This is a genomic window from Nocardioides asiaticus (genome assembly GCF_040049175.1).
In the GTDB taxonomy this organism is placed as follows: Bacteria; Actinomycetota; Actinomycetes; order Propionibacteriales; family Nocardioidaceae; genus Nocardioides; species Nocardioides cheoyonin.
On sequence record NZ_JBDZDM010000002.1, the window covers coordinates 834,491 to 855,577 of the forward strand.

Annotated in this window: 20 protein-coding genes; 11 read left to right on the plus strand and 9 right to left on the minus strand. The window is 73.1% G+C overall.

Annotated features, from left to right (window positions below):
• Positions 1–53: 53 nt before the first annotated feature.
• Positions 54–362 carry a VapC toxin family PIN domain ribonuclease gene (locus ABLE53_RS09890; protein WP_348858686.1) on the plus strand — a complete coding sequence of 103 codons (309 nt, stop codon included), beginning with the start codon at positions 54–56 and terminating at the stop codon, positions 360–362.
• A gap of 10 nt (positions 363–372) precedes the next feature.
• On the opposite strand, the gene ABLE53_RS09895 is transcribed toward ABLE53_RS09890, so the two are convergent.
• Together ABLE53_RS09895 and ABLE53_RS09900 are read right to left on the minus strand one after the other, a co-directional pair.
• Positions 373–2,052 carry a DNA repair helicase XPB gene (locus ABLE53_RS09895; RefSeq protein ID WP_348858688.1) on the minus strand — a complete coding sequence of 560 codons (1,680 nt, stop codon included), beginning with the start codon at positions 2,050–2,052 and terminating at the stop codon, positions 373–375.
• 20 nt (positions 2,053–2,072) lie between these two features.
• Positions 2,073–4,085: a helicase-associated domain-containing protein gene (locus ABLE53_RS09900; protein WP_348858690.1), complete on the minus strand. Its 2,013-nt coding sequence runs from the start codon at positions 4,083–4,085 to the stop codon at positions 2,073–2,075.
• 291 nt (positions 4,086–4,376) lie between these two features.
• Here ABLE53_RS09900 and ABLE53_RS09905 point away from each other — a divergent pair, with 291 nt between their 5' ends.
• From ABLE53_RS09905 to ABLE53_RS09915, 3 genes are read left to right on the plus strand one after another with little or no spacing between them, the layout of a single operon-like run.
• A complete protein-coding gene (locus ABLE53_RS09905; protein WP_348858692.1) occupies positions 4,377–5,198 on the plus strand; it encodes a PP2C family protein-serine/threonine phosphatase in 822 nt (273 codons plus the stop codon).
• Positions 5,195–6,895 carry an FHA domain-containing protein gene (locus ABLE53_RS09910; RefSeq protein WP_348858693.1) on the plus strand — a complete coding sequence of 567 codons (1,701 nt, stop codon included), beginning with the start codon at positions 5,195–5,197 and terminating at the stop codon, positions 6,893–6,895. Before ABLE53_RS09905 ends, ABLE53_RS09910 begins: the two co-directional genes overlap by 4 nt.
• Positions 6,892–8,130 carry an RDD family protein gene (locus tag ABLE53_RS09915; protein WP_348858694.1) on the plus strand — a complete coding sequence of 413 codons (1,239 nt, stop codon included), beginning with the start codon at positions 6,892–6,894 and terminating at the stop codon, positions 8,128–8,130. Before ABLE53_RS09910 ends, ABLE53_RS09915 begins: the two co-directional genes overlap by 4 nt.
• 1 nt (position 8,131) lies before the next feature.
• Here ABLE53_RS09915 and lepB read toward each other — a convergent pair whose 3' ends face one another.
• Positions 8,132–8,914, minus strand: a complete 783-nt coding sequence (gene lepB / locus ABLE53_RS09920) for a signal peptidase I (RefSeq protein ID WP_348858695.1) — start codon at positions 8,912–8,914, stop codon at positions 8,132–8,134.
• A gap of 55 nt (positions 8,915–8,969) precedes the next feature.
• Between lepB and larE the strand changes: the two genes are divergently transcribed.
• Positions 8,970–9,815, plus strand: a complete 846-nt coding sequence (gene larE, locus ABLE53_RS09925; protein WP_348858696.1) for an ATP-dependent sacrificial sulfur transferase LarE — start codon at positions 8,970–8,972, stop codon at positions 9,813–9,815.
• Positions 9,812–10,528: a M50 family metallopeptidase gene (locus ABLE53_RS09930; RefSeq protein WP_348858697.1), complete on the plus strand. Its 717-nt coding sequence runs from the start codon at positions 9,812–9,814 to the stop codon at positions 10,526–10,528. Before larE ends, ABLE53_RS09930 begins: the two co-directional genes overlap by 4 nt.
• Before the next feature lie 18 nt (positions 10,529–10,546).
• On the opposite strand, the gene ABLE53_RS09935 is transcribed toward ABLE53_RS09930, so the two are convergent.
• From ABLE53_RS09935 to ABLE53_RS09950, 4 genes are read right to left on the minus strand one after another with little or no spacing between them, the layout of a single operon-like run.
• Positions 10,547–11,134 (minus strand): GTP-binding protein, encoded by a 588-nt coding sequence (locus tag ABLE53_RS09935; protein ID WP_348858698.1) that lies wholly within the window; start codon positions 11,132–11,134, stop codon positions 10,547–10,549.
• A 13-nt stretch (positions 11,135–11,147) separates the two neighbouring features.
• Complete coding sequence (locus tag ABLE53_RS09940; protein ID WP_348858699.1) at positions 11,148–11,498, minus strand: DUF742 domain-containing protein; 351 nt, start codon at positions 11,496–11,498, stop codon at positions 11,148–11,150.
• A gap of 19 nt (positions 11,499–11,517) precedes the next feature.
• Entirely contained in the window at positions 11,518–11,919 is a 402-nt protein-coding gene (locus ABLE53_RS09945; protein ID WP_348858700.1) for a roadblock/LC7 domain-containing protein, read from the minus strand.
• Positions 11,916–14,765 (minus strand): sensor histidine kinase, encoded by a 2,850-nt coding sequence (locus ABLE53_RS09950; RefSeq protein WP_348858702.1) that lies wholly within the window; start codon positions 14,763–14,765, stop codon positions 11,916–11,918. Before ABLE53_RS09950 ends, ABLE53_RS09945 begins: the two co-directional genes overlap by 4 nt.
• A 303-nt stretch (positions 14,766–15,068) precedes the next feature.
• Here ABLE53_RS09950 and ABLE53_RS09955 point away from each other — a divergent pair, with 303 nt between their 5' ends.
• On the plus strand, positions 15,069–15,836 hold the full coding sequence (locus ABLE53_RS09955; RefSeq protein WP_348858703.1) for an MHYT domain-containing protein: 768 nt from the start codon (positions 15,069–15,071) through the stop codon (positions 15,834–15,836).
• A 134-nt stretch (positions 15,837–15,970) separates the two neighbouring features.
• Positions 15,971–16,372, plus strand: a complete 402-nt coding sequence (locus ABLE53_RS09960) for a cold-shock protein (protein WP_348858704.1) — start codon at positions 15,971–15,973, stop codon at positions 16,370–16,372.
• An 88-nt stretch (positions 16,373–16,460) separates the two neighbouring features.
• On the opposite strand, the gene ABLE53_RS09965 is transcribed toward ABLE53_RS09960, so the two are convergent.
• Entirely contained in the window at positions 16,461–17,954 is a 1,494-nt protein-coding gene (locus ABLE53_RS09965) for an MFS transporter (protein WP_348858705.1), read from the minus strand.
• 75 nt (positions 17,955–18,029) lie between these two features.
• On the opposite strand from ABLE53_RS09965, the gene ABLE53_RS09970 reads away from it, so the two are divergent.
• Positions 18,030–18,836 (plus strand): DUF3027 domain-containing protein, encoded by an 807-nt coding sequence (locus ABLE53_RS09970; protein WP_425474855.1) that lies wholly within the window; start codon positions 18,030–18,032, stop codon positions 18,834–18,836.
• Between the two features lie 4 nt (positions 18,837–18,840).
• Here ABLE53_RS09970 and ABLE53_RS09975 read toward each other — a convergent pair whose 3' ends face one another.
• Positions 18,841–19,104, minus strand: a complete 264-nt coding sequence (locus ABLE53_RS09975; RefSeq protein ID WP_348858707.1) for a DUF2530 domain-containing protein — start codon at positions 19,102–19,104, stop codon at positions 18,841–18,843.
• An 86-nt stretch (positions 19,105–19,190) separates the two neighbouring features.
• Between ABLE53_RS09975 and ABLE53_RS09980 the strand changes: the two genes are divergently transcribed.
• Positions 19,191–19,637 (plus strand): MarR family transcriptional regulator, encoded by a 447-nt coding sequence (locus ABLE53_RS09980; RefSeq protein ID WP_348858708.1) that lies wholly within the window; start codon positions 19,191–19,193, stop codon positions 19,635–19,637.
• The gene (locus ABLE53_RS09985; RefSeq protein ID WP_348858710.1) at positions 19,634–20,950 is read left to right on the plus strand and encodes an MFS transporter; all 1,317 of its coding nucleotides are present in this window, start codon (positions 19,634–19,636) and stop codon (positions 20,948–20,950) included. The genes ABLE53_RS09980 and ABLE53_RS09985 overlap by 4 nt, the downstream gene beginning before the upstream one ends.
• Positions 20,951–21,087 lie beyond the last annotated feature (137 nt).

Below are 21,087 nucleotides of genomic sequence, written 5' to 3' on the forward strand. Positions count from 1 at the left end.
CCTTGTCGACACCGGTGTGGATCGACCATCTTCATCAGGTTGAGCCCCGACTGGTGCACCACCTCGAGAACGGTGAGGTCGGTCGGCATCGACTCGTCGTGGAGGAGCTCGCGCTCGGCCGGATCGACGACCGCGAGTCCTTCCTCGCGAGCCTGGCGGTGCTGGAGCCGTTCCCGATGCTCAGCCACGTGGAGCTGCTGGCCTTCGTGGAGGCTCATCGACTGTGGGGAGGAGGGTTGAGCCCTACAGACGCGCACCTCCTCGGAGCCGTCCGCATCGTCCCGGGCGGACGGCTCTGGGCGAGGGACAAGCGTCTGCGAGGCGCGGCACAGGAGGTGGGCGTCCCTCTCGTCGAGGGTTGACCCGCCCTGCTCAACCCTCCAGCGAGCCGAGTGCCTCGGCGTCGACGATCCGGTAGGCGTAGCCCTGCTCGGCGAGGAAGCGCTGCCGGTTCTGCGCGAAGTCGGCGTCGACGGTGTCGCGGGCGACGATCGTGTAGAAGTGTGCGGTCTTCCTCGCCCCCAAGTCGGACACGGCGCCGGGCCGCAGCAGCCGACCGAGCCGCTGGGCCTCCTCCTGCCGCGAGCCGAACGAGCCCGAGACCTGGATCGCGACCTCCGCCGAGGGCAGGTCGATGGAGAAGTTGGCGACCTTGGAGACGACGAGCAGCCCGATCTCGCCGTGCCTGAACGCCTCGAAGAGCCGCTGCCGCTCGTTGACCGAGGTCTTGCCCTCGATGACCGGTGCGTCGAGCGCCTCGGCGATCTCGTCGAGCTGCTCGAGGTACTGCCCGATGACGAGTGTCGGCTTCCCCTCGTGCGCGGCGACGAGGTCGCGTACGACGTCGATCTTGTGGTGCGTGCAGGACGCGAGCCGGTAGCGCTCGTCGGGCTCGGCGGTGGCGTAGAGCAGCCGCTCGTCGGACGGCAGCGTCACCCGCACCTCGACGCAGTCGGCGGGCGCGATCCAGCCCTGCGACTCGATGTCCTTCCACGGGGCGTCGTACCTCTTCGGCCCGATCAGCGAGAAGACGTCGCCCTCGCGGCCGTCCTCGCGGACCAGCGTGGCGGTCAGCCCGATCCGGCGGCGCGCCTGCAGGTCGGCGGTCATCCGGAAGATCGGCGCGGGGAGCAGGTGGACCTCGTCGTACACGATCAGCCCCCAGTCCCGCGCGTCGAGCAGCTCGAGGTGCGGGTAGACGCCCTTCCGCTTGGTGGTGAGCACCTGGTAGGTCGCGATGGTGACCGGCCGGATCTCCTTGGCCGAGCCGGAGTACTCGCCGATCTCCTCCGGCGTCAGCGTCGTACGCCGGACCAGCTCGTCCTTCCACTGCCGCGCGGAGACGGTGTTGGTGACCAGGATGAGCGTGGTCGCCTTCGCGTGCGCCATCGCCGCGGCGCCGACGAGGGTCTTGCCCGCACCGCAGGGAAGGACGACGACGCCCGACCCGCCGTGCCAGAACGACTCGGCCGCCTCGTGCTGGTAGGGGCGGAGCGACCAGCCGTCCTCGCGGAGGTCCATCGGGTGGGCCTCGCCGTCGACGTAGCCGGCGTAGTCCTCGGCCGGCCAGCCGAGCTTGAGCAGCGCCTGCTTGAGGTTGCCGCGCTCGGAGGGGTGGACGGCGACGGTGCCCTCGCTGTCGGGCACGGCGTCGATGCGCTCGCCGAGCATCCCGGCGACCTTCTTGGACCGGACGACCTCCTCGAGGACCGCGCGGTCGGAGGAGACGAGCACGAGCCCGTGGGTGGGGTGCTTCTCGAGCCGGAGCCGGCCGTAGCGTGCCATCGTCTCGGCGACGTCGACGAGCAGCGAGTGCGGGACCGAGTAGCGGCTGAACTCCAGCAGCGTGTCGACGACCTGCTCGGCGTCGTGGCCGGCCGCCCGGGCGTTCCAGAGGCCGAGCGGGGTGAGCCGGTAGGTGTGGATGTGCTCGGGCGAGCGCTCGAGCTCGGCGAACGGCGCGATCGCCTTGCGCGCGTCGGCGGCCCGCGGATGGTCCACCTCGAGGAGCAGGGTCTTGTCCGACTGGACGATGAGGGGGCCGTCGTTCACAGCGACCAAGGGTACGGGGCTCACCCAGCCCGGCGGACCGACCGGATCCGGGACAGCCGGTAGGTGAGGACATCGCCCGAGGGGACCCGGGCGGTGAGCTGCCCGCCCTCGACCGAGAGCGGCTCGACGGACAGGTCGGTGGAGACGCCGTGGCCGTCGACGTACCCGATGACGACGGCGGCGCCGGCGTCGATCGCCTCCCGGAGGGCCGACAGCGCGTTGGTGGGCCCGACGGCCGGCGCCGAGCGGGGCCGCTCGGCCTCGGCGCGGTCGCCCGCCCTGATCGCGGCGACGACGGCCGCGACCCGGGCGTCCTCGTGGGCGCGCAACGCGCCCGGCGAGCGGCGGTCGCGCGGCGTGCGGGCGCGGCGCGCGTCCGGCCGGGTCACGTGGACGGCGCCGTGCTCGTCCTCGACCACCGGCGAGGCGCCGAGCTCCCGCAGCCGGGCGAGGAGCAGGTCGATCGGCAGCGTGCTGATCAGGACGGTGGGCGCCAGCCGGCGCAGCCCGAGGCTCTCGGCGGCCGGGTGGGCGAGCAGCTCGGCGAGGACCGTCTCGTCGTCGCTGCGGAGGTACGCCTCGGCGTACCCGACCCTCAGCGAGCCGAACGTCCGCGCGGTGTCGTCGACGAGGTAGGTGAGCGGCTGGGGGACCGGCGTACGCGACACCGAGGCGAGGAAGGCGTGCAGCTCGGCGGCGGTCCAGCCAAGGTCCATCGCGCGGCGTACCGACTCCTTGGTGAAGCGGTAGACCGTCGCCCCGCCGCGGGACTCCACGTCCGCCACGAGCTGGAGCTGGCGGGCGAGGCCGGACTCGAGCGGTCCCGGCGCGACGGCGGTGAGGTCGGCCTGCAGCAGCACGTGGTCGACGGGCTCGGGGAGCAGGTCGGCGAGCGCGGGCCCGGGGTCGTCGCCGGCGAGGAGGAGCCGGGCGTACGACGCCAGTCCGCCCAGCGCCGTCACGCCCAGGGCCGCCGCCTCGTCGAGCGTCCACCCGACCTGCTCGGCGCGGGTGCGCGGTCGCCGGGGCCGCTCCCAGGTCAGCCGGGCGAGGACGGCGGCGCCGCCGGTGCCGGCCGCGAGGACCTCGCCCTCGGGCAGGCCGGCCAGCACGTCGAGGGTCATCCGCCGGGTCTCGGGCATGAGCGGGCCGGCGAGCTCGGGCACGAGGGCGTTCCACACCTTGCCGGTGGTGTCGCGCTGGCCGACCAGCCCGGGCATGCGCGGCGACTCGAGCCACGCTCGGCCGAGGACGGCCCAGCGGTCGGCCGCCGGCCGTTCCACCCACGCGTCGTACGCGTCGGTGGGGAGCCAGACCGGGTTGCCGTCGGTGTCCGCCGCGGTCGTCACCAGGCCGGCGGCAGCCGCCGTCTCGACCAGCAGCGCGGCGGTGGGCTCGTCGACCTGCAGGTGCTGGGCGGTCGCGCGCAGGTCGCGTACGCCGAGGCCACCGCTGCGGAGGGCGGCCGGCGGTTGTGCGCTCCAGCCGTCGAGGAGCACCTCCGTCCGGCGCACGGACTCGAAGGCGGCGCCGGCCGCCGCCCGGTCGACGAGGGACTGCTTCCTCGCCGTCGTGGGGATCTCGGGCGCGGCGTCGACCCGCTCCGTGGTCGTGTGGCCGCCGCGGAGGACGATCCCGACCTCGCCCGGCAGGAAGAGCGAGCCCCGTCCGCGCGGCACCAGCAGTCGCCGCGAGATCAGCTCCTCGGCCGGCGTCTCCGCCTCCGCCGGGGTGATCGTCGTACGCGCCGTGCCGGTCGTCGCCTCTCCGCCGTGGTCGGCGACGTGGTCGAGCATCGCGCGGGCAGCGGGGGAGATCTCCTCCAGCTGACGGGTGACCTCGTCGGCGGAGAGCGGGTCGCCGGAGAACAGCTGCAGTCCGCTCGAGCCCGGGGCGCCGCGCATCGCCTCGGCGACGCCGCTCAGCGCGCGCAGCCCGGCGGCCCCGCCCGGTCCGACAGAGCGCCAGGCGAGGGCGAGGTCCTCGAGACGCGCCAGCGCCGCGGATACGGTGGTCGACTCGGCGTTCACCATCGGACACAATGCCGACGCGGTGGTTTGGCCCGCGATCACGAGGGCATCAAGCACCGTGAGCTCGCACCGGTTCAGCTGGTCGAGTGCACGCACCAGCGAAGATCGGGTGGCCGCGCGAGTGGCCAGCTGGCCGGAGTCATGAGGGGCAGGAGTGGCGAGATCAGGACGCGCGAGCAGCAATCCGGACAGCCTGTCGTCCGGCCAGGAGCGGACCTGGTCGGCGAGGGATCGGAAGCCCTGGGCAGCCATCCCTTCAACGCTAGCGTCCCCCATCCGCGCCGGGGGGTGCCGGTGAAGAAGCTCGTCGTCCACCACGGCTCCGCCACCGATGTGGGGCGCGTGCGCGAGATCAACGAGGACTCCCACCTCGCCGCGCCGCCGGTGTTCGTGGTCGCCGACGGCATGGGCGGGTACGACGGGGGCGACATCGCCAGCGACATCGTCGTCCAGGAGTTCTCCAAGCTCGGCGGCGAGCGCTACGACCCGGACACCGGGCAGGACGCGATCACGACCGCCCTCGACGCTGCGCAGCACCGCATCACGACGTACGTCGCCGAGCAGCGCACCCGCGGCTCCGCCGACTTCCAGTCCGGGACCACCTGCGTCGCCGCCCTCCTCGTCGACGGCTCGGCCGGGCCGCAGTGGCTGATCGCCAACCTGGGCGACTCGCGGATCTACCGCTTCTACGACGGCGAGCTGTCGCAGATCAGCGTCGACCACAGCCTCGTCCAGGAGCTCGTCGACGCCGGCGACCTCAGCGCCGAGGAGGCCGCCCACCACCCCGACCGCAACGTCGTCACGCGTGCCCTCGGCGGCCTCGCCGAGTCGACCCCCGACTTCTTCCACGCCGTGCTCCCGCCGGGGGCGCGGCTGCTGTTGTGCTCCGACGGGGTGAGCGGGATGATCGACGACCCGGAGATCGCCGGGATCCTCGCCGAGTCGACCGATGCCCGCGACGCCGCGGAGCGACTGGTCGCCGCCGCGGTGGCGGCGGGCGGCCGCGACAACGCCACGGCGGTCGTCGTCGATGTGGTGGGATTGGTCGACGAGAACCCCTACGACTCCGCGCAGCAGCGCGCGAGCCTGGAGCAGAAGCTGGGAGTCCTTCCGTGAGTGAGTCCGTGAATGATGCCGCCGGTACGTCCTACACCCCGGGCAGCTGGTTCGGCATCGTCGGTGACAACGCGACCGTCCTCCTCCCGCCCTCGGAGAAGGGCCGGGCGGGGTCGCTGTGGGCGCTGGTCGACGACGGCGCCGGCTTCGACGAGGTGCTCGACGCGCTCGTCTCCTCCGGGCTGAGGACGCTCACCGGGTTCGTCCTCGTCGCGAAGCAGGACGACATCACCCGGGTCGTGGTGCGCGGTGAGGCGGTCGCGACGTTCGAGACCGCCGACGGGAGCGTGTCGGTCGACGGCACCGGCGCCGCGACCTGGACCGAGCGGTCCCTGACCGACGTGAGCGCGATGTCCGTCGACGTGGGCGAGGAGCCCTCCGGCCCGGCGCGCGAGTTCGTCGGCGGCCTGGTGCGGGTCTCGGGGATCCAGTCACCCGCCGCGAAGCCCGAGCCGGCCGCGGCGTCGGCCGCTGACGCTTCCGAGGCGCGGCCGGGCCCGCCCGTCGAGTCACCGGCCGCGTCGGCCGGTGCTCCGCCGGCTCCACCGACCGGACCGCCGACGGCTCCGCCGACCGGACCGCCGACCGGACCGCCGACGGGACCGCCGACGGGACCGCCGACCGGGCCCCCGCCGGGGCTGTCCGTCGTGGCTCCCGTCCCCGACGCCGACGCCCCCGAGCCCGAGGTGGCCGCGGAGTCGCCGCGCACCCCCGACCCGCTCACCGACCCGATCGAGGGCCTGTTCGACGAGGAGCCTGCCGAGGCCGCCGCTGAGCCCGCTGCGTTCGCTGAGCCCGAGGAGCCCGGCGAGCCCTCCGAGCCGCTCGAGGCGGCGGAGCCGGAAGAGCCGGGCGAGGCCGAGGAGCCCGAGGAGCCCGAGGAGTGGGACGAGGACGTCCCGACGGACAAGCGCCTCGGCGAGTGGCAGACCGGCGACGTCCTCGAGGCCGACGGACCGGTCGAGCCCGCCGAGGACCTCGGTCCGGCACCGAGCTTCCCGCCACCCCCGCCCGCGTTCCCGCCTCCGGGCGCCCCTGGTGCGCCCGGCGCGCCGACCCCGCCGCCTCCGCCGTCCGCGCCGCCGCCACCACCGCCGCCGGGCCTCACTCCCTCGTGGGACGCGCCTCCTCCGCCGCCGGCAGAGCCGCCGATCCAGCCGCCGATCCAGCCGCCGGCCGAGCCATCTGACGAGCCGCCCGCCGAGCCATCTGACGAGCCCGCGGCCGCCCAGCCTCGCGCCGACGACCACGACGGCCTGACCCAGGCGGGCGCGCCGGCGGCGGGCGACTACGCGCGCCCGACCGGCATCCCGGGCCAGCCGGAGGCCCCGAAGGTGACGGCGTACGCCGTCGCACGGCTGGAGTTCTCCCACGGCGACCGGATCGACGTCGACCGCTCGATCCTGGTCGGCCGGGCACCCGAGGCGGCCCGGCTCGGGCGTGACGAGCAGCCGCTGCTGGTGACGGTCCCGAGCCCGCACCAGGAGATCTCCTCGACCCACTGCGAGATCCGCCCGGGCACGGGCGTGGACCACGGTGCCGCCGTCGTCACCGACCTCGGCTCCACCAACGGCACCCTGCTCGTGCAGCCCGGGCTGCCCGCGGAGGAGCTGCGTCCCGGCGTACCCGTCCAGCTCATGCCCGGCGCCGTGATCGACCTCGGCGACGGGCTCACCATCCGGGTCACCCAACCGTGACCCACCTCGTCCAGGCGCCGGCCGCGGCGCTGATCGTCGCCGAGCCGGATCGTCGGTTCTATGCGTTCGCCGTCGACCGGCTGATCGCGTGGGTGCTGTACGCCGCGGCGGGGGTCGGGGCCTGGGCGCTGTTCCTCCGCCACGACAGGGTCCTGCTCGGGATCGTCCTGATCGGCGTGGTCGTGCTCGCCGTGTGGTTCGTCGGTTCGCTGATGACCGGGCTCGCCGGCGCGACGCCCGGCAAGAGCCTCTTCGGCCTGAAGGTCGTCGGCATCGAGAGCGGCCGCCCGGTCGGGCTCGCGAAGGCACTGCTGCGCCAGGCCGTGCTCGGCGTCGCGACCCTGCCGACACTCGGCATCGGCACGTCGACGCTCGCCTGGGTTGCCTCGGTGGACGGCACCGGGCACCGGCGCGGCTGGCACGACACCCTCGCAGGGACGGTCGTCGTCGACGTACGCCCGCAGCCGGAGGCGCCTCCGGAGGAGGCGCCCGCGCCTCGACGGGTCGTCAACCTCACCGCGATGCGGCTGATGCCCGCCCCGCAGGCCGCAGAGCCGACGGCCACGTCCGCCCGTCGGGAGTCGACCTTCACCGGCTCGCACCCGATCCAGCTCCGGCCGCTGTCGGTCCCGGGCGGCGCCACGCAGGGCGCGCCTCCGGCTCCGTCGGCGCCCGCCGCCCCCGCATCACCGCCCGCTCCACGGCCGGCGCCGCCGGTGCAGCCGGCCACGCCCGCGCAGCCGTTGCCCCAGATGCCGCAGCCGCCGACACCGGCGTCCCAGCGACCGGCACCGGCACCGGCACCGACGCCACCGCCTCCGGCGCGGACGCCGAAGCCGCCGGCCCCGGCCCAGCCCGCCGGCGGCGTACCTCAGGCGCCACGGCCGACACCCGCTCCGCAGGCGCGCTGGCGGGTCTCGTTCGACACCGGCGAGAGCTTCGTGGTGTCGGGCCTCGCCCTGGTCGGTCGGGGCCCCGAGCCGCGCCCCGGCGAGCAGGTCTCCCACCTCGTCGCGCTGACTTCCCACGACATGTCGCTGTCGAAGACCCATGCCCAGTTCCAGGTCGTCCCCGACGGCGCGCTGGTCGTCATGGACCGCGGCTCGACCAACGGGACCACCCTGATCCGCCAGGGCGCCGCCCGTCCGCTCGGCGCCCGCAAGCCGGCGACGCTCGTCCACGGCGACCGGGTCCGCTTCGGCGACCGCGAGATGAAGGTCGTGCGCGAGGCCTGAGCTACGGGCTCGGTACGGCGGAGAACGTCGCCGGCCGGTGCAGGAACGAGAAGTGCGACGCCGGCCAGACCAGCGCGACCACCTTCCCGACGACGAGGGAGGTCGGGACGTACGCATCGGCGCACCGGCGCGCCATCGCCGCGCTCGTCTTCGCCCGTCTCTGCTGCGTCGGACTGCACAGGTGGTAGGAGGAGTCGGCGGAGTCCCCGCGGTTGTCGCCCATGACGAACAGCCGGCCCTTCGGGACCTTCGCGGTCCAGCCCCGGCAGCCGCCGCGGTAGGTCCCGTCGGACTGCTCCATCGGCCCGTCGCATTCCTCCTGCCGGGCGATGAAGGAGTCCTCGTCCAGCGGCCGGCCGTTGACCTCGACGCGGCCCTGGTCGTCGCAGCAGTGCACGGTGTCTCCGGCGACGCCGATGACCCTCTTCACCAGGTGGCCGCCGGTCGGATAGAGCCCGACCTTGGCGAGCACCTTGCCCACCCCGCTCGCCGGGGCCGCGTCGGCGTCGGCGTCCAGCCAGCCGCCCGGGTCGGCGAACACGATGACGTCGCCGCGCTGGGGGGAGCCACCGAACCAGTACGACGGCTTCTCGACCAGGATCCGGTCGTTGATCTGCAGCCCCGGCTCCATCGAGATCGACGGGATGTAGAAGGCCTGCACGAAGAAGGTCTTCACGATCAGCGCGAGGACGACGGCGACCACCACGAGGACGACCGTCTCGACGACGACCCGGACGGGTCCGCTTCGCTTCGGCTTGGTCGTCTCGGGAGCGTCGATGGTCACGGCGGGACTCTAGCCACTCCGTGGTTGACCGAGACGCTCGGCTAGGGTCGGCGGCATGTCAGCCCAGCCCGACGAGCACCTCCTGACCACCCGGCTCGCCGCGCTCGAGGCGGATCTGACGGAGCGCGGCAGCGTGCTCGTCGCCTACTCGGGCGGCGCCGACAGCGCCTTCCTGCTGGCCGCGGCCGTGCGTGCGCTGGGCGCCGACAGCGTCGCAGCAGCGACCGGCTACTCCCACAGCCTCCCGATGGCCGAGCGCGACCCCGCGGCCGCGTTCGCCCGTGACCTCGGCGTACGCCTGCTGACACCGCGCACCCACGAGATGGAGCGCGAGGGCTACCGCGCCAACGGGCCGGACCGATGCTTCTTCTGCAAGGCCGAGCTGCTCGACACCCTGGTGCCGCTGGCCGCCGAGCTCGGGCTGGCCCACGTCGCCACCGGCACCAACGCCGACGACGCCCGCGCCGGATTCCGGCCGGGGATCCGGGCCGCGGCCGAGCGCGGTGCGATCGCGCCGCTGCGCGACGCCGGCCTCACCAAGGCCGAGGTCCGCGAGGCCTCCCGCCGCTGGGGCCTGCCGACCTGGGACAAGCCCGCGGCGGCCTGCCTCTCCTCCCGGGTGGCGTACGGCGTCGAGGTCTCGCCGGGGCGGCTCGCGCGCGTCGAGCGGGCCGAGTCCGCCGTACGCGCGCTGCTCGCGGACTCCGGGCTGCGCGACCTGCGGGTCCGCGATCTCGGCGACCGGGCCTCGGTCGAGCTCGACCGCGACCTGCTCCCGCTCGACGCCGGGCTGGAGGAGCGGGTCGTGGGCGCCGTCGTCGTCGCAGGGTTCCCCGCGGCCGCCGTGGACCCCCGCGGCTTCCGGTCGGGGTCGATGAACGAGGCCCTCACCGAGCGGTGACCGACGCCCTCCGCCGGCTCTGGGACCACGCGACCGCCACCCAGCCGCTGCCCGACCCCGGACTGGTGGTCGCGACGGGCGCGGTGGCGCTCGTCCTCGTCCTCCACCACGCGACCTGGCGCCGGGTCCGGCTCGGCATCACCGTCGTCCACGAGGCCGGCCACGCGCTGGTCGCCGTCCTCGTCGGCCGCCGCCTCGCCGGCATCCGGCTGCACTCGGACACCTCCGGCGTCACCGTCTCGCGCGGGCGGCCACGCGGCCCGGGGATGGTCCTGATGCTGGCGGCCGGCTACGTCGCGCCAGGGCTCCTCGGGCTGATGGCCGCCCTGCTGCTCGCCGCCGGCCATGCCCTCGGCCTGCTCTGGCTGCTCGTCCTCGTCCTGCTCGCGATCCTCGTCTGGGTGCGCAACGGCTACGGCCTCCTGACCGTCGTCGTGCTCGGCGCCGGCCTCGCCGCCGTCAGCATGTACGCCGCCGGGCAGGTGCAGTCGGTGATCGCCTACCTCGTCGCGTGGCTGCTGCTCCTCGCCGCACCCCGGCCGCTGCTCGAGCTCCTCGGCCGGGGCAAGGCAGGCAGGCGCGGGTCGGACGCCGATCAGCTGGCCCGGCTGACGCGGGTACCTTCGCTGCTGTGGGTGCTCCTCATGCTGGCCGCCGACCTGGCCGGCCTCGCCGTCGGCGCCGCGACGCTCGTCCCGCAGCTGGCCGACTGAGTGCGTGCCGGCACCCCGTCAGTACGTCGGGGCCGTGCTCCGCCGGGTGACCATCGAGAGGACGTACTCGACGAGCGAGATCAGCGTCCGCTTCGTGGACTCGCGGTCCCGGGCGTCGCAGCTGACGATCGGCACCTCGGACCGCAGCGCGAGCGCCTCCCGGATCTGGTCGGCCGTGTAGTGCTGGTCGGCCCCGAAGACGTTGTGGGCCACCACGAAAGGCACGTTGCGCGACTCGAAGTAGTCGATCGCGCCGAAGGAGTCGGCGAGCCGGCGGGTGTCGATGAGGACGACCGCGCCGATGGCGCCCTGGGTGAGGTCGTCCCACATGAACCAGAACCGGTTCTGGCCCGGCGTACCGAAGAGGTAGAGGATCAGGTCGGAGTCGAGCGAGACCCTGCCGAAGTCCATGGCCACGGTGGTCGTCGTCTTGTCGGGCACCGCCGACAGGTCGTCGACGCCCTCGCTGGCGGAGGTCATGACGGCCTCCGTGGTCAGCGGGACGATCTCGGACACCGAGCCCACGAAGGTGGTCTTGCCCACGCCGAACCCACCGGCGATCACGATCTTCGCCGAGGTGGTCGCCGCTCGCGTATCGGGAATCACGCAGTTCTCCTACTCAGAGGTTTCGCAGGCCGGTGAGCACGCGCTCGAGCAGCGCCGTGTCCGGCACGGAGTCCGGGATCGTCTGGGTGTGGACCTCGACCACGCCGCGGTCGGCGAGGTCACCGATGAGCACGCGCACCACCCCGAGCGGGACCCTCACCAGCGCAGCGACCTCGGCGACGGACCGGCTCTCGCGGCACAGCTCCGCGATCTTCCGCTCCTCGGGGGAGCGGACGTAGCCGTCGAGCGAGTAGCGCTCGGTCCGGACCAGGGCCTCGACAGGGTAGGTGCGGGTGGGCTTCGTACGGCCTCCGGTCAGGGCGTACGGCCTGACCATCGGCAGCGGCTCGGGGGTGTTGCTCACGGTCGGTCCTCAGGTCATGTCACGCGCCATCCAGCGCGGAGCGGTTGGCGGGGGTGAGTGCGGTGGTGACGCGCGCGATCAGCAGCTGCATCTGGTAGCCGACCTGGCCCAGGTCGCAGTCCGGGCTGGCCAGCGCGGCGAGGCTGGAGCCCTCGCCGACGGCCATGACGACGAGGTAGCCCCCGTCCATCTCGACGACCATCTGCTGGACGCTGCCGGCGGCGAAGCACCGGGCCGCGCCCTGGGTGAGGCTGGTGAGGCCCGAGGTGATCGCCGCGAGCTGGTCGGCGCGGTCGGGCGGGAAGTCCACCGAGCTCGCCATCGGCATGCCGTCGGCGGACACCAGGATCGCATGGGCGATGTCCGGGGTGCTCTGCGTGAGGCTGTCGATGAGCCAGTCGAGTCCTGCGGGGGCCGTCACTGCTGCTCCTCGTCGTTCAGGGGGTCGTTCAGGGGGTCGGTCAGCGGATCGTTGAGGGAGTCGTTGCGGGGGTGGCGGTCTGCCTGGTCGGTCGTGCTGCGGGCGCGGCTGACGCCCTGCTGGAAGCTGGACAGGCCGCGCGTACGACGCGGGTCGAGCCCCCGCTGCGGCTGGGCCGGAGCGTGCTCGGTGGCCGGCGCGGCACCCGGGATGAGGTTCTGGCCGGGCACGCGCACCGGCAGGCCACCGGCCGTGACCGCGGCCGGGCGGCGCTCCTGCTGCCGCTCGAGCTCGGCCGCACGGCGCCAGCCCTCGTCACCCGGCGACGCCCAGCCGCGGCGGTCGCGTCCGCCGAGGCCGTTCTCGGCGGTGTCGTCGGCGGCCACGGATCCGGTCCTCCTGCTGGTCGGGGCGCCGGGGTGCGGCCGGCGGGCGTTGAGCGGACGGCGCCGGAACCACTCCGACTCCAGGCTCTCGAAGATCGGCGAGACGTCGTCGTCCTGGACCTCGGCGGGCAGGTCCAGCGCGGACGGCCCGAGCAGGTCGACGATCGGGTCGCGGCGCTGGGGCGTCACCGGCCGTGCCTCGGGCCGGCCGGTCGCGGCGGATGTGCCGGCGAACCAGTTCTCGCCGGTCGTGGCGGCCGGGGCAACGCCGTACGCCGGCGTCGGGCCGGTCGCCGGAGTGACGGTCGGCGTGCTCCACGGCGTGGCGTCGGGTGCGATCCCGGGCGCGCTGCCCGGCGTACGCACCGGCAGCCCGCTCGGCGGCTGCGGTGGCTGCGGCGGCCGGGACGGCTGCTGGAGCGCCTGCTGGGACGCCTGCTCGAACGGGCGCGACTGCTCGTGTCCGGTGCCCTGGAACGACGCCTCAGTCGGCACCTGCGGGCGCTCCTGCGCCCACGGCAGCACGGAGCGCGGGTCCTCGGCCCGGCCGGCGAAGGCGGTGTCGGGGACGACGACCCGCGCGACGACGCCGCGCGGGTTGTTGGCGACCAGGTCGACGGCCAGCCCGTGGCGGGCGGCCAGTCGCGAGGTCACGACCAGGCCCATCATCCGGGCGACGTCGGCGTCGAGCCCCGTCGTACGCCGCAGCTTGGTGTTGGCCGCCGCGAGCTCCTCCGGCGTCATGCCGATGCCCTGGTCGCGGATCTCGATGAGCAGCTGGTTGCCCGGCTGCGTACGCCCGGTGCCCACCACGACCGGGGTGTCCGGCGGGGAGAAGTTGGTGGCGTTCTCGATCAGCTCGGCGAGCAGGTGGACGAGGTCGCCGGCCACCTGGCCGCGGAACTCCGCGGTCTCGGCCGAGTCGATCTCGACGCGGGCGAACTGCTCGATCTCGGAGGCGGCGGCGCGCAGCACGTCGAGGACGGGCACGTCGCCGCGCGCGGTCGGACCGTTGTCGCCGCCGGCGAGGACCAGCAGGCTCTCGTCGTTGCGGCGCATGCGGGTCGCGAGGTGGTCGAGGCGGAACAGGTTGGCGAGGTCCTCGGGGTCCTGCTCGTTGGCCTCGAGCTGGTCGATGAGCCGCAGCTGGCGCTCGACCAGGCTCGTGCTGCGGCGGGAGAGGTTGACGAACATCTTGTTGACGTTCGCGCGGATCTGCGCCTGCTCGCCCGCGAGCCGGACCGCCTCGGCGTGGACGGCGTCGAACGCCTCCGCGACCTCGCCGATCTCGTCGCGGCCGCCGATGCCGAGCGGCTCCACCAAGACGTCGACCGGCCCGTCGGCCCGCTCGAGCTCGCGGACCCGGCCGGGCAGCTCGCGGTGGGCGATGCCGAGCGCCGCCAGCCGCAGCCGGGCGAGCGGCCGCAGGATCGAGCGGGCGGCGAGCATCGCCGCGCCCAGGGCGGCGAAGAGCACCAGGAAGATCACGACCGCGTTGATGATCGCGGAGCGCTGCGCGTCCTCGCGGCTCGCGCTCACGTCGTCCGCGATGTCGGTCGCCGAGCGGACGATCACGTCCTGCATCTTCGTCACGAAGTCGGAGTACGCCTTCTGCCACTGCGGCAGCGTGACGCCCAGGCTGCTGACATCACCGGTCCGCAGGAGCTTGTCGACGGCGCCCTGCGCGGGCACGCCGCCGGAGCCGTACTCCGTGGTCCGGTCCGTGACCTTGTCGAACGCGGCCCGGGCGGCGGGTGAGGTGTGCTCGTAGTAGTTCGTGCTCACCGCCGTCCACGTGCTCTCCGCGCGGGCGAGCGCGGCGAGGTCGGCGATGCTGATGTGGCCGGCGGCCAGCGCCTTCGTCATCAGCTCCCTCTCGTCACCGAGCGCCTCCGACGCGGTCCTGATCTCGCCGAGCGCCTCGCTCTCGGTGAAGACGTCGCCGTCACTCAGCGCCGGCAGGTGACCGGCGAGGTCGAAGAGGTCGTTGAGCGTGACGGTGTACTGGCGCTGTGCCTTGGTGCGCGTCGCCGGGTCGGCGAGCTGCTTGCGCAGCGCGTCGATCTTGTCGAGCGTGTCGTCGGCGACGATCAGGTCGTGGCGCAGACCGGCGTCGTCCGAGAAGTCGACCTGGGGGAGCTTCGCCTGCCACGAGCGGATCGACTTGTCGGTGGCTCCCTGGATCTTGGCGAGCGTCTCGGCGGGGATGTCGGAGCTGCCGGCATCGCGCTCGACGGTCAGCTGGATGGCGAGCCTGAAGCTGTCGGGAAGGGCGTCGGCGATGCTCTCGGCGCGGGCGGCGTCGGAGCTCTCCGAGACGGCGGCCTGCATCCGCAGGGCCCCGAAGCCGAGCGCGGCGATCGTGGGCACCAGCAGGATGCCGATGAGGCGCGGGCGGATCCCGCGCCAGGCACTCCTGGTCTTCCGGTCGGCGGTGCGCGTGTACGACGGCTCGGCCATTGCTCCCTCTCCTGGCGATGCCCCCGCTACCAGATAGACGACCGGCGTCTTCCTCCTCGAGGACGGCACCGGTCAGTGGTTTCCCGGGCGCCGGACGGGCCGACGTCCCTGGATGGCAGCCGTCAACCTAAGGCATAACCGGGCCATAACTCCAACGGGTGCTGTGGATCACGCGCCGCGAGGAAATCCCGTACGCTACGCCGCCGGGGGATTCGGATCCGGTCGCGACGCGCCGGATCCGCGAGGGAATCGCGGGGACCGTCGCGGGGGACAACTGCAGAGGGAGCACGTCACATGTCCGGTATGTCCGAATCCGTCAGCCTCGGGTCGTTCGACCCGTCGCTGGTCGCCTTGTCGTTCCTGATCTCCGTCTTCGGGTCCTGGTGCGGACTGACCTGCGCCGGCCGCGCCCGTCGGCGTACGGGCGGCGCGTCGGTCGTCTGGCTGCTCGCCGCGGCGGTCTCGATCGGGGGCGGCGCGATCTGGTCCATGCACTTCATCGGGATGCTGGCCTACCAGAGCGGCACCGTCTACACGCTCGACATCAAGGTGACGGTGCTGTCCCTGCTGCTCGCGATCGTCGCCTCGGCGATCGGCATGACGCTCGCGATCCGGATCACCGGCGTCGCCGGGTACGTCGTCGGCGGGCTCGTGACCGGCGGTGGCGTCTGCGTCATGCACTACACCGGCATGTCGGCGATGAAGATGACCGGTGCCATGCAGTGGCGACCGACCGTCGTCGGGATCTCGATCGTCATCGCCGTCGTCGCGGCGACCCTGGCGCTCTACTTCGCGCTCAACCTGCGGCGTACCTCGGTCATGATCGTCGCCGCCGTCGTCATGGGGCTCGGTGTCTGCGCGATGCACTACACGGGCATGTTCGCGATGGTGGTGCACCCGTCCACGGAGCATCTCGACCTCGCGACCGCGAGCGCCGGCACCGACCCGTTCTCGCTCGCGATGCCCATCTTCGGGATCTCCTCGATCCTCATGCTCCTGCTCCTCTTCGCGGGCCTCTTCGACGAGTCCGGCCTCGACGAGCGGGACGGCGACCTCGAGCCCGCCGGCTGAGCCCGGCGGGGCCGGACGTGCCGTCCTGCGCCGGGACGGAAACACCGGCGTACGAGGTTGGCCCGATGGCCTAGGCTTCAACCCTGCCCGGCCCCCCGAGGCCGGGTTCACGTACGACGAGAAGGGTCAGACCGGTGCCTGTTGGCAAGGTGAAGTGGTTCGACGCGGAGAAGGGCTTCGGGTTCCTCTCCCAGGACGACGGGCCGGACGTCTACGTCCACGCCGACGCCCTGCCCGCCGGCGCGGCCAAGACCCTGAAGTCCGGCACCCGCGTCGAGTTCGGCATCGCGCAGGGCCGCCGCGGCGACCAGGCGCTCTCGGTCCGCATCCTCGACAAGCCCGCCTCCGTCTCGCGCAACCAGGCCGCCGCGAAGCGGAAGAAGCCCGACGAGATGGTCGCCATCGTCGAGGATCTCACCAAGATCCTCGAGCGCATCGAGGACGGCTACCGCCACGGCCGCCACCCCGACCCCAAGGTCGCCAAGAAGGTCGGCGAGGGGCTGCGCCGGCTCGCCGACGAGTTCGACCTGCTCTGATTCGTCGAGTCGCCAGTTCTGACCGGTCGACTCGGCACTTCCGACCCGTCGAGTCGCCGGTTCTGGCGGGCCCGGTCGCCGCGGACTGTCAGGCCTGGTCGACGGCGACCCGCGGCCGGGGCGAGGCGAGGACGTAGAACGCCCACGCGGCAAGCACGGCGAACGCGACCCACAGCCCGAGCCGGGCGTTGAGGGGCAGCCCGATCCCCACGAAGCCGCCGACGACCCAGGCCAGCTGGAGCGTGGTGTCGGACCGGGCGAACGCACTGGTCTGCACCCGCTCCGGCACGTCACGCTGGATCGTCGAGTCGAGGGAGAACTTCGCCAGCGCCTGACCCGCTCCGGCAACGAGCCCGATGACCGCGAGCGTCAGGATGCCGTAGAAGAGCGCGCCGACGAGCACCGCGGCCGCGTCGACGACCATGACCACCGACACGGTGACCTGCGGCTTGATCCGCTTGAGCAGCGAGGCCGCGACGACGCCCAGGAGGTTCCCCGCGCCGGCGCCGCCGGCCACGATGCCGAGCAGCAGGGTCGGGCTCCAGCCGTTGATCGGGTGCTCCTGCAGCAGGAACGACATGAACATCAGCAGGAACCCGTAGAGCCACTTCGGCGCGCAGTTGGCCCGCAGCGCGAAGGCGACCGAGTGCGGGATCCGCACCCGCGGGCGCCTCGTCCGGCGCGGTGCCGACGTCGCTCGCGCGATCGGCTGTGTGTCCTCTTCGCGCGCGCGCTCGCGCGCCTCGGACGTGGCGCCGTCACCGGTGAACGACAGCGTGCCCTCGCCCTGGCTGCTGTCCACCTTGCCCGGCAGGCGGATCGCCAGCACCGTCGCCACGATGAACAGGACCGTCGCGTAGCGCAGCACCCAGTCGGCGCCGGCCAGCGTGCAGAGCCCCGCGATCGGCGCCGAGACCGAGACGCCGACGATCCCCGACATGGACACCCGGCCGTTGGCCTTCACGAGCGTGAAGCCCTCGGGGATCAGCCTCGGCACCGCGGCCGCCCGCGTCACGCCGTACGCCTTGGACATGACGAGTACGCCGAGCGCCGACGGGAACATCGCCGCCGACTCGCTGGTGATCGCGTCGGCGAGGATCCAGCACAGGAACGCCCTGATCCCCATCGTCGCGCCGATCGCCCACCGCCGGCCGTGGGCGAACCTGTCGAGGAACGGCCCGAGCAGCGGCGCGACGATCGCGAACGGCAGCATCGTGAGGCCGAGGAAGAGCGCGACGTGGGACCGGGAGCTCTCCCCGCCGCTCCCGGGCATGGAGAAGAAGAGCGACCCGGCGAGCGAGATCGCGACGGCCGCGTCCCCCGCCGTGTTGAACGCGTGCATCTCGATGAGCCGGTTGAGCCCCGACGCGGCGGCGCCCTGGGCGTCGGCGGCCCTGCGGGCCGTCGTGAACGCGAACCGGCCGGCCCGCCGGGCGCCGCGCGCGGTCGCCGTTGCGCCCCGGCCGACGGCGCGGGCCGCCGCCTTCGCCGAGGCCCCGCGAGTGCCGCCCTCGACCCCGTGCGCGGCGCTGTCCTGCGGGTGCGGATCGCGCCAGCGCTGGTCGGGGCCGGTGGAGCTCATGCCTCCCATCCTGCCCTGTCCTGCCGACGACCGCGGCCGGACGACACGACCCCCGACCTGACAGCCGCGGGCCTCATGGGTGAGGATGTGCCCGTGACCACGACCGCCACCCCGACCGACCCCCGACACGGCGACCCGGCCGCCGTCGGCGCCGTCGACGAGGCCCGTGCTGCGCTCGTCTCCGACGTGCCCGCGGCGGACGTGGGGGACTACCTCGGTCCCGTCGTCGAGGACGAGCTGGTCGTCACGCACCTCTTCGACTGCACCCGGAAGGGCTACGTCGGGTGGCGCTGGTCGGTCACCGTGGCGAAGGCCCCGGGGGACTCGCCGGTGACCGTCGACGAGATCGTGCTCGTCCCCGGCGGCGACGCCATCGTCGCGCCCGTCTGGGTGCCGTACCGCGACCGGATCGAGCCCGGTGACCTGTCGCCGGGCGACCTGCTGCCCGTCGCCGACGACGACCCGCGGCTCGTCCCGACGTACTCCTTCGGCGACGACCCGCTCGACTCCGACGACAAGGCCCAGATCCGCCAGGTCGCCCAGGACCTCGGCCTCGGCCGCGTCCGCACGCTCTCACCGGAGGGCTTCGACCTCGCCGCCGAGCGGTGGTACGCCGGAGCCGGCGGCCCCTCTTCACCGCTCGCGCAGGCCGCGCCAGACCAGTGCCACAGCTGCGGCTTCCTGCTCCGGCTCACCGGTCACCTGGCGGCGTACTTCGGCGTCTGCGCCAACGGCGACGCCAACGACGACGGCCGCGTCGTGAGCCTCGACCACGGCTGCGGCGCCCACTCCGAGGTGCGGCTGGCCAAGAAGCACGAGCCGAAGCCGCTGCCCGAGCCGGTCTTCGACACGCTGACGATCGACGAGGTCGAGTCCTTCTAGAGGGCTAGAGGGACTGGTCGCCGGACTCGAGCCGCCTGGCCCGCAGCCGGCGGCACCACTCGACGCCCAACGCACCCAGCCCGACGCCAGCGAGGCAGGTCCACAGCAGCCAGCCGTGACCGTTCTCGTCGAGCCGGCCGTAGAACGGAAGCAGGGCGACGAACGCCAGCGCCCACAGCACCGTGCCGACCTCCATGGTGCGGACGCCGTCGACGTCGAGCGGAGGGATCTCCGGGAGCTCCTCGCGCACGCCGTCGTCGTCAGCCATGACCGCATGCTAACCCTCCCTGACCTGCGGAATCCGAGGCGGGCGACGAGGAATGATTAGCGACGGTAATGAGTTACGCTAATGACATGCCCACCGTGGAGAGCATCGCCCGGACCGACGCCGGACTGGCGGCCGTGCTGCGCATCTCGGTCATGCGGCTGCGTCGCCGCCTCGCCAACGAGCGTCACCCCGACAACGACCTGTCACTCGGCAGCATGGCGGTCCTCGCCGCCCTGTTCGCCAACGAGGAGATGACACTGGGCGAGCTCGCGACCCGCGAGCGCGTCCAGCCGCCCAGCATGACCCGGACGGTCAACTTCCTCGAGGAGGGCGGCTACGTCGTCCGCCGTCCCGGCGACGTCGACCGCCGCCAGGTGCTCGTCTCGATCACCGACAGAGGTCGTCGCACCGTCAAGGCCGACCGGGCCAGCCGCGACGCCTGGCTCGCCCAGAGGCTGTCAGAGCTCACCCCCGCCGAGATCGACCTGATCCGCCGGGCCGCACCAATCCTGGAGAAGATCGCCACCTCGTGAGTCCCACGTTCCGCGCGCTACGCAATCACAACTACCGGCTCTACCTTGCCGGAAGCGTGGTCTCCAACACGGGGACGTGGCTGCAGCGCACGGCACAGGACTGGCTCGTCCTCAAGCCCCTGCACGGCGGCGGCACCGACCTCGGCATCGTCACCGCACTGCAGTTCCTCCCGGTCCTCCTGTTGACGCCGTACGCCGGCGTCGTCGCCGACCGCTTCCCCAAGCGCCGGATGCTCCAGGTGACCCAGGCCGCGATGGCGGCCACCTCGTTCCTGCTCGGCGTGCTCGCGCTGGCGGGCGTGGCGGAGATCTGGATGGTCTACGTCATCGCCTTCCTCTTCGGCATCGGCTCGGCCTTCGACGTGCCCGCCCGGCAGTCGTTCGTCTCGGAGATGGTCGGCACGGACGACCTCACCAACGCCGTCGGCCTCAACTCCGCGAGCTTCAACACCGCCCGGATCCTCGGCCCGGCGCTGGCCGGCCTGCTGATCGCCGCGTTCGGCGGCGGCTCGGACGCGACCGGCTGGGTCATCCTGATGAACGCCGTGTCCTACCTTGCCGTCATCCTGCAGCTGCAGCGGATGGACACGCGGCTGCTCAACACACCGAAGACCCGCTCCCGTACGGCGGGAGCGCTGCGCGAGGGCGTCGCCTACGTGCGCACCCAGCCGAAGATGCTCTACGTCCTCGTGCTCGTCTTCTTCGCCGGCACCTTCGGCATGAACTTCCAGGTGACCTCGTCGCTGATGGCCACCCAGGTGTTCGGCAAGGGCGCCGGCCAGTTCGGCATCCTCGGCTCGACCCTCGCGATCGGCTCGCTGACCGGGGCGCTCATGGCCGCCCGTCGTACGACGATCCCGCTTCGCTTGCTGGCCTTCGCCGCCGGCGGCTTCGGGCTGGCCGAGATCGTCGGCGGCTCGATGCCGACGTTCGTCTCGTTCGCGCTGTTCTCGCCGGTGATCGGGTTCTGCACCCTCACCCTGCTCAACAGCGCCAACGCCACCATGCAGCTGGCCTCCGACCCGCAGATGCGCGGCCGCGTGATGGCCCTCTACATGACCGTCGTCCAGGGCGGGACCCCGATCGGCGCGCCGATCATCGGCTGGGTCGGCGAGCACCTCGGCGCACGCTGGTCGCTGTGGAGCGGCGGCGTGCTCACCCTCCTCGGCGTCGCGCTCGCGATCCTCGTCCTGACCAGGCTCAGCGAGCGGCATCGCAGCGTTTTGACCCCTTCTACGCAGGCCGGTAGCCTTTTTCCACGTGTCTGGGACAACCAGGCCGTTGCGCGTGCCCGGTCCTGCTCGAAACAGTAGGGAAGTCGGAGGGACCAGACCTCGGACCCCGGGTGCCACGCCCCACGCTCGTGATCGCAAGGATTTCGCTGCGACCATCGTGTGTGAGGTAGGGCGACACGCCCGACCTCGGGGGTGAGACGACACCGGTTGGTAGT

What these genes read in the sequence shown, in the direction of transcription:
- ABLE53_RS09900 (WP_348858690.1), bottom strand. Translation starts at nt 4,085, where the DNA reads ATGGTGAACGCCGAGTCGACCACCGTATCCGCGGCGCTGGCGCGTCTC.
- larE (WP_348858696.1), top strand. Translation starts at nt 8,970, where the DNA reads ATGTCAGCCCAGCCCGACGAGCACCTCCTGACCACCCGGCTCGCCGCG.
- ABLE53_RS09950 (WP_348858702.1), bottom strand. Translation starts at nt 14,765, where the DNA reads ATGGCCGAGCCGTCGTACACGCGCACCGCCGACCGGAAGACCAGGAGT.
- ABLE53_RS09955 (WP_348858703.1), top strand. Translation starts at nt 15,069, where the DNA reads ATGTCCGAATCCGTCAGCCTCGGGTCGTTCGACCCGTCGCTGGTCGCC.
- ABLE53_RS09965 (WP_348858705.1), bottom strand. Translation starts at nt 17,954, where the DNA reads ATGAGCTCCACCGGCCCCGACCAGCGCTGGCGCGATCCGCACCCGCAG.
- ABLE53_RS09970 (WP_425474855.1), top strand. Translation starts at nt 18,030, where the DNA reads ATGGGTGAGGATGTGCCCGTGACCACGACCGCCACCCCGACCGACCCC.
- ABLE53_RS09975 (WP_348858707.1), bottom strand. Translation starts at nt 19,104, where the DNA reads ATGGCTGACGACGACGGCGTGCGCGAGGAGCTCCCGGAGATCCCTCCG.
- ABLE53_RS09980 (WP_348858708.1), top strand. Translation starts at nt 19,191, where the DNA reads ATGCCCACCGTGGAGAGCATCGCCCGGACCGACGCCGGACTGGCGGCC.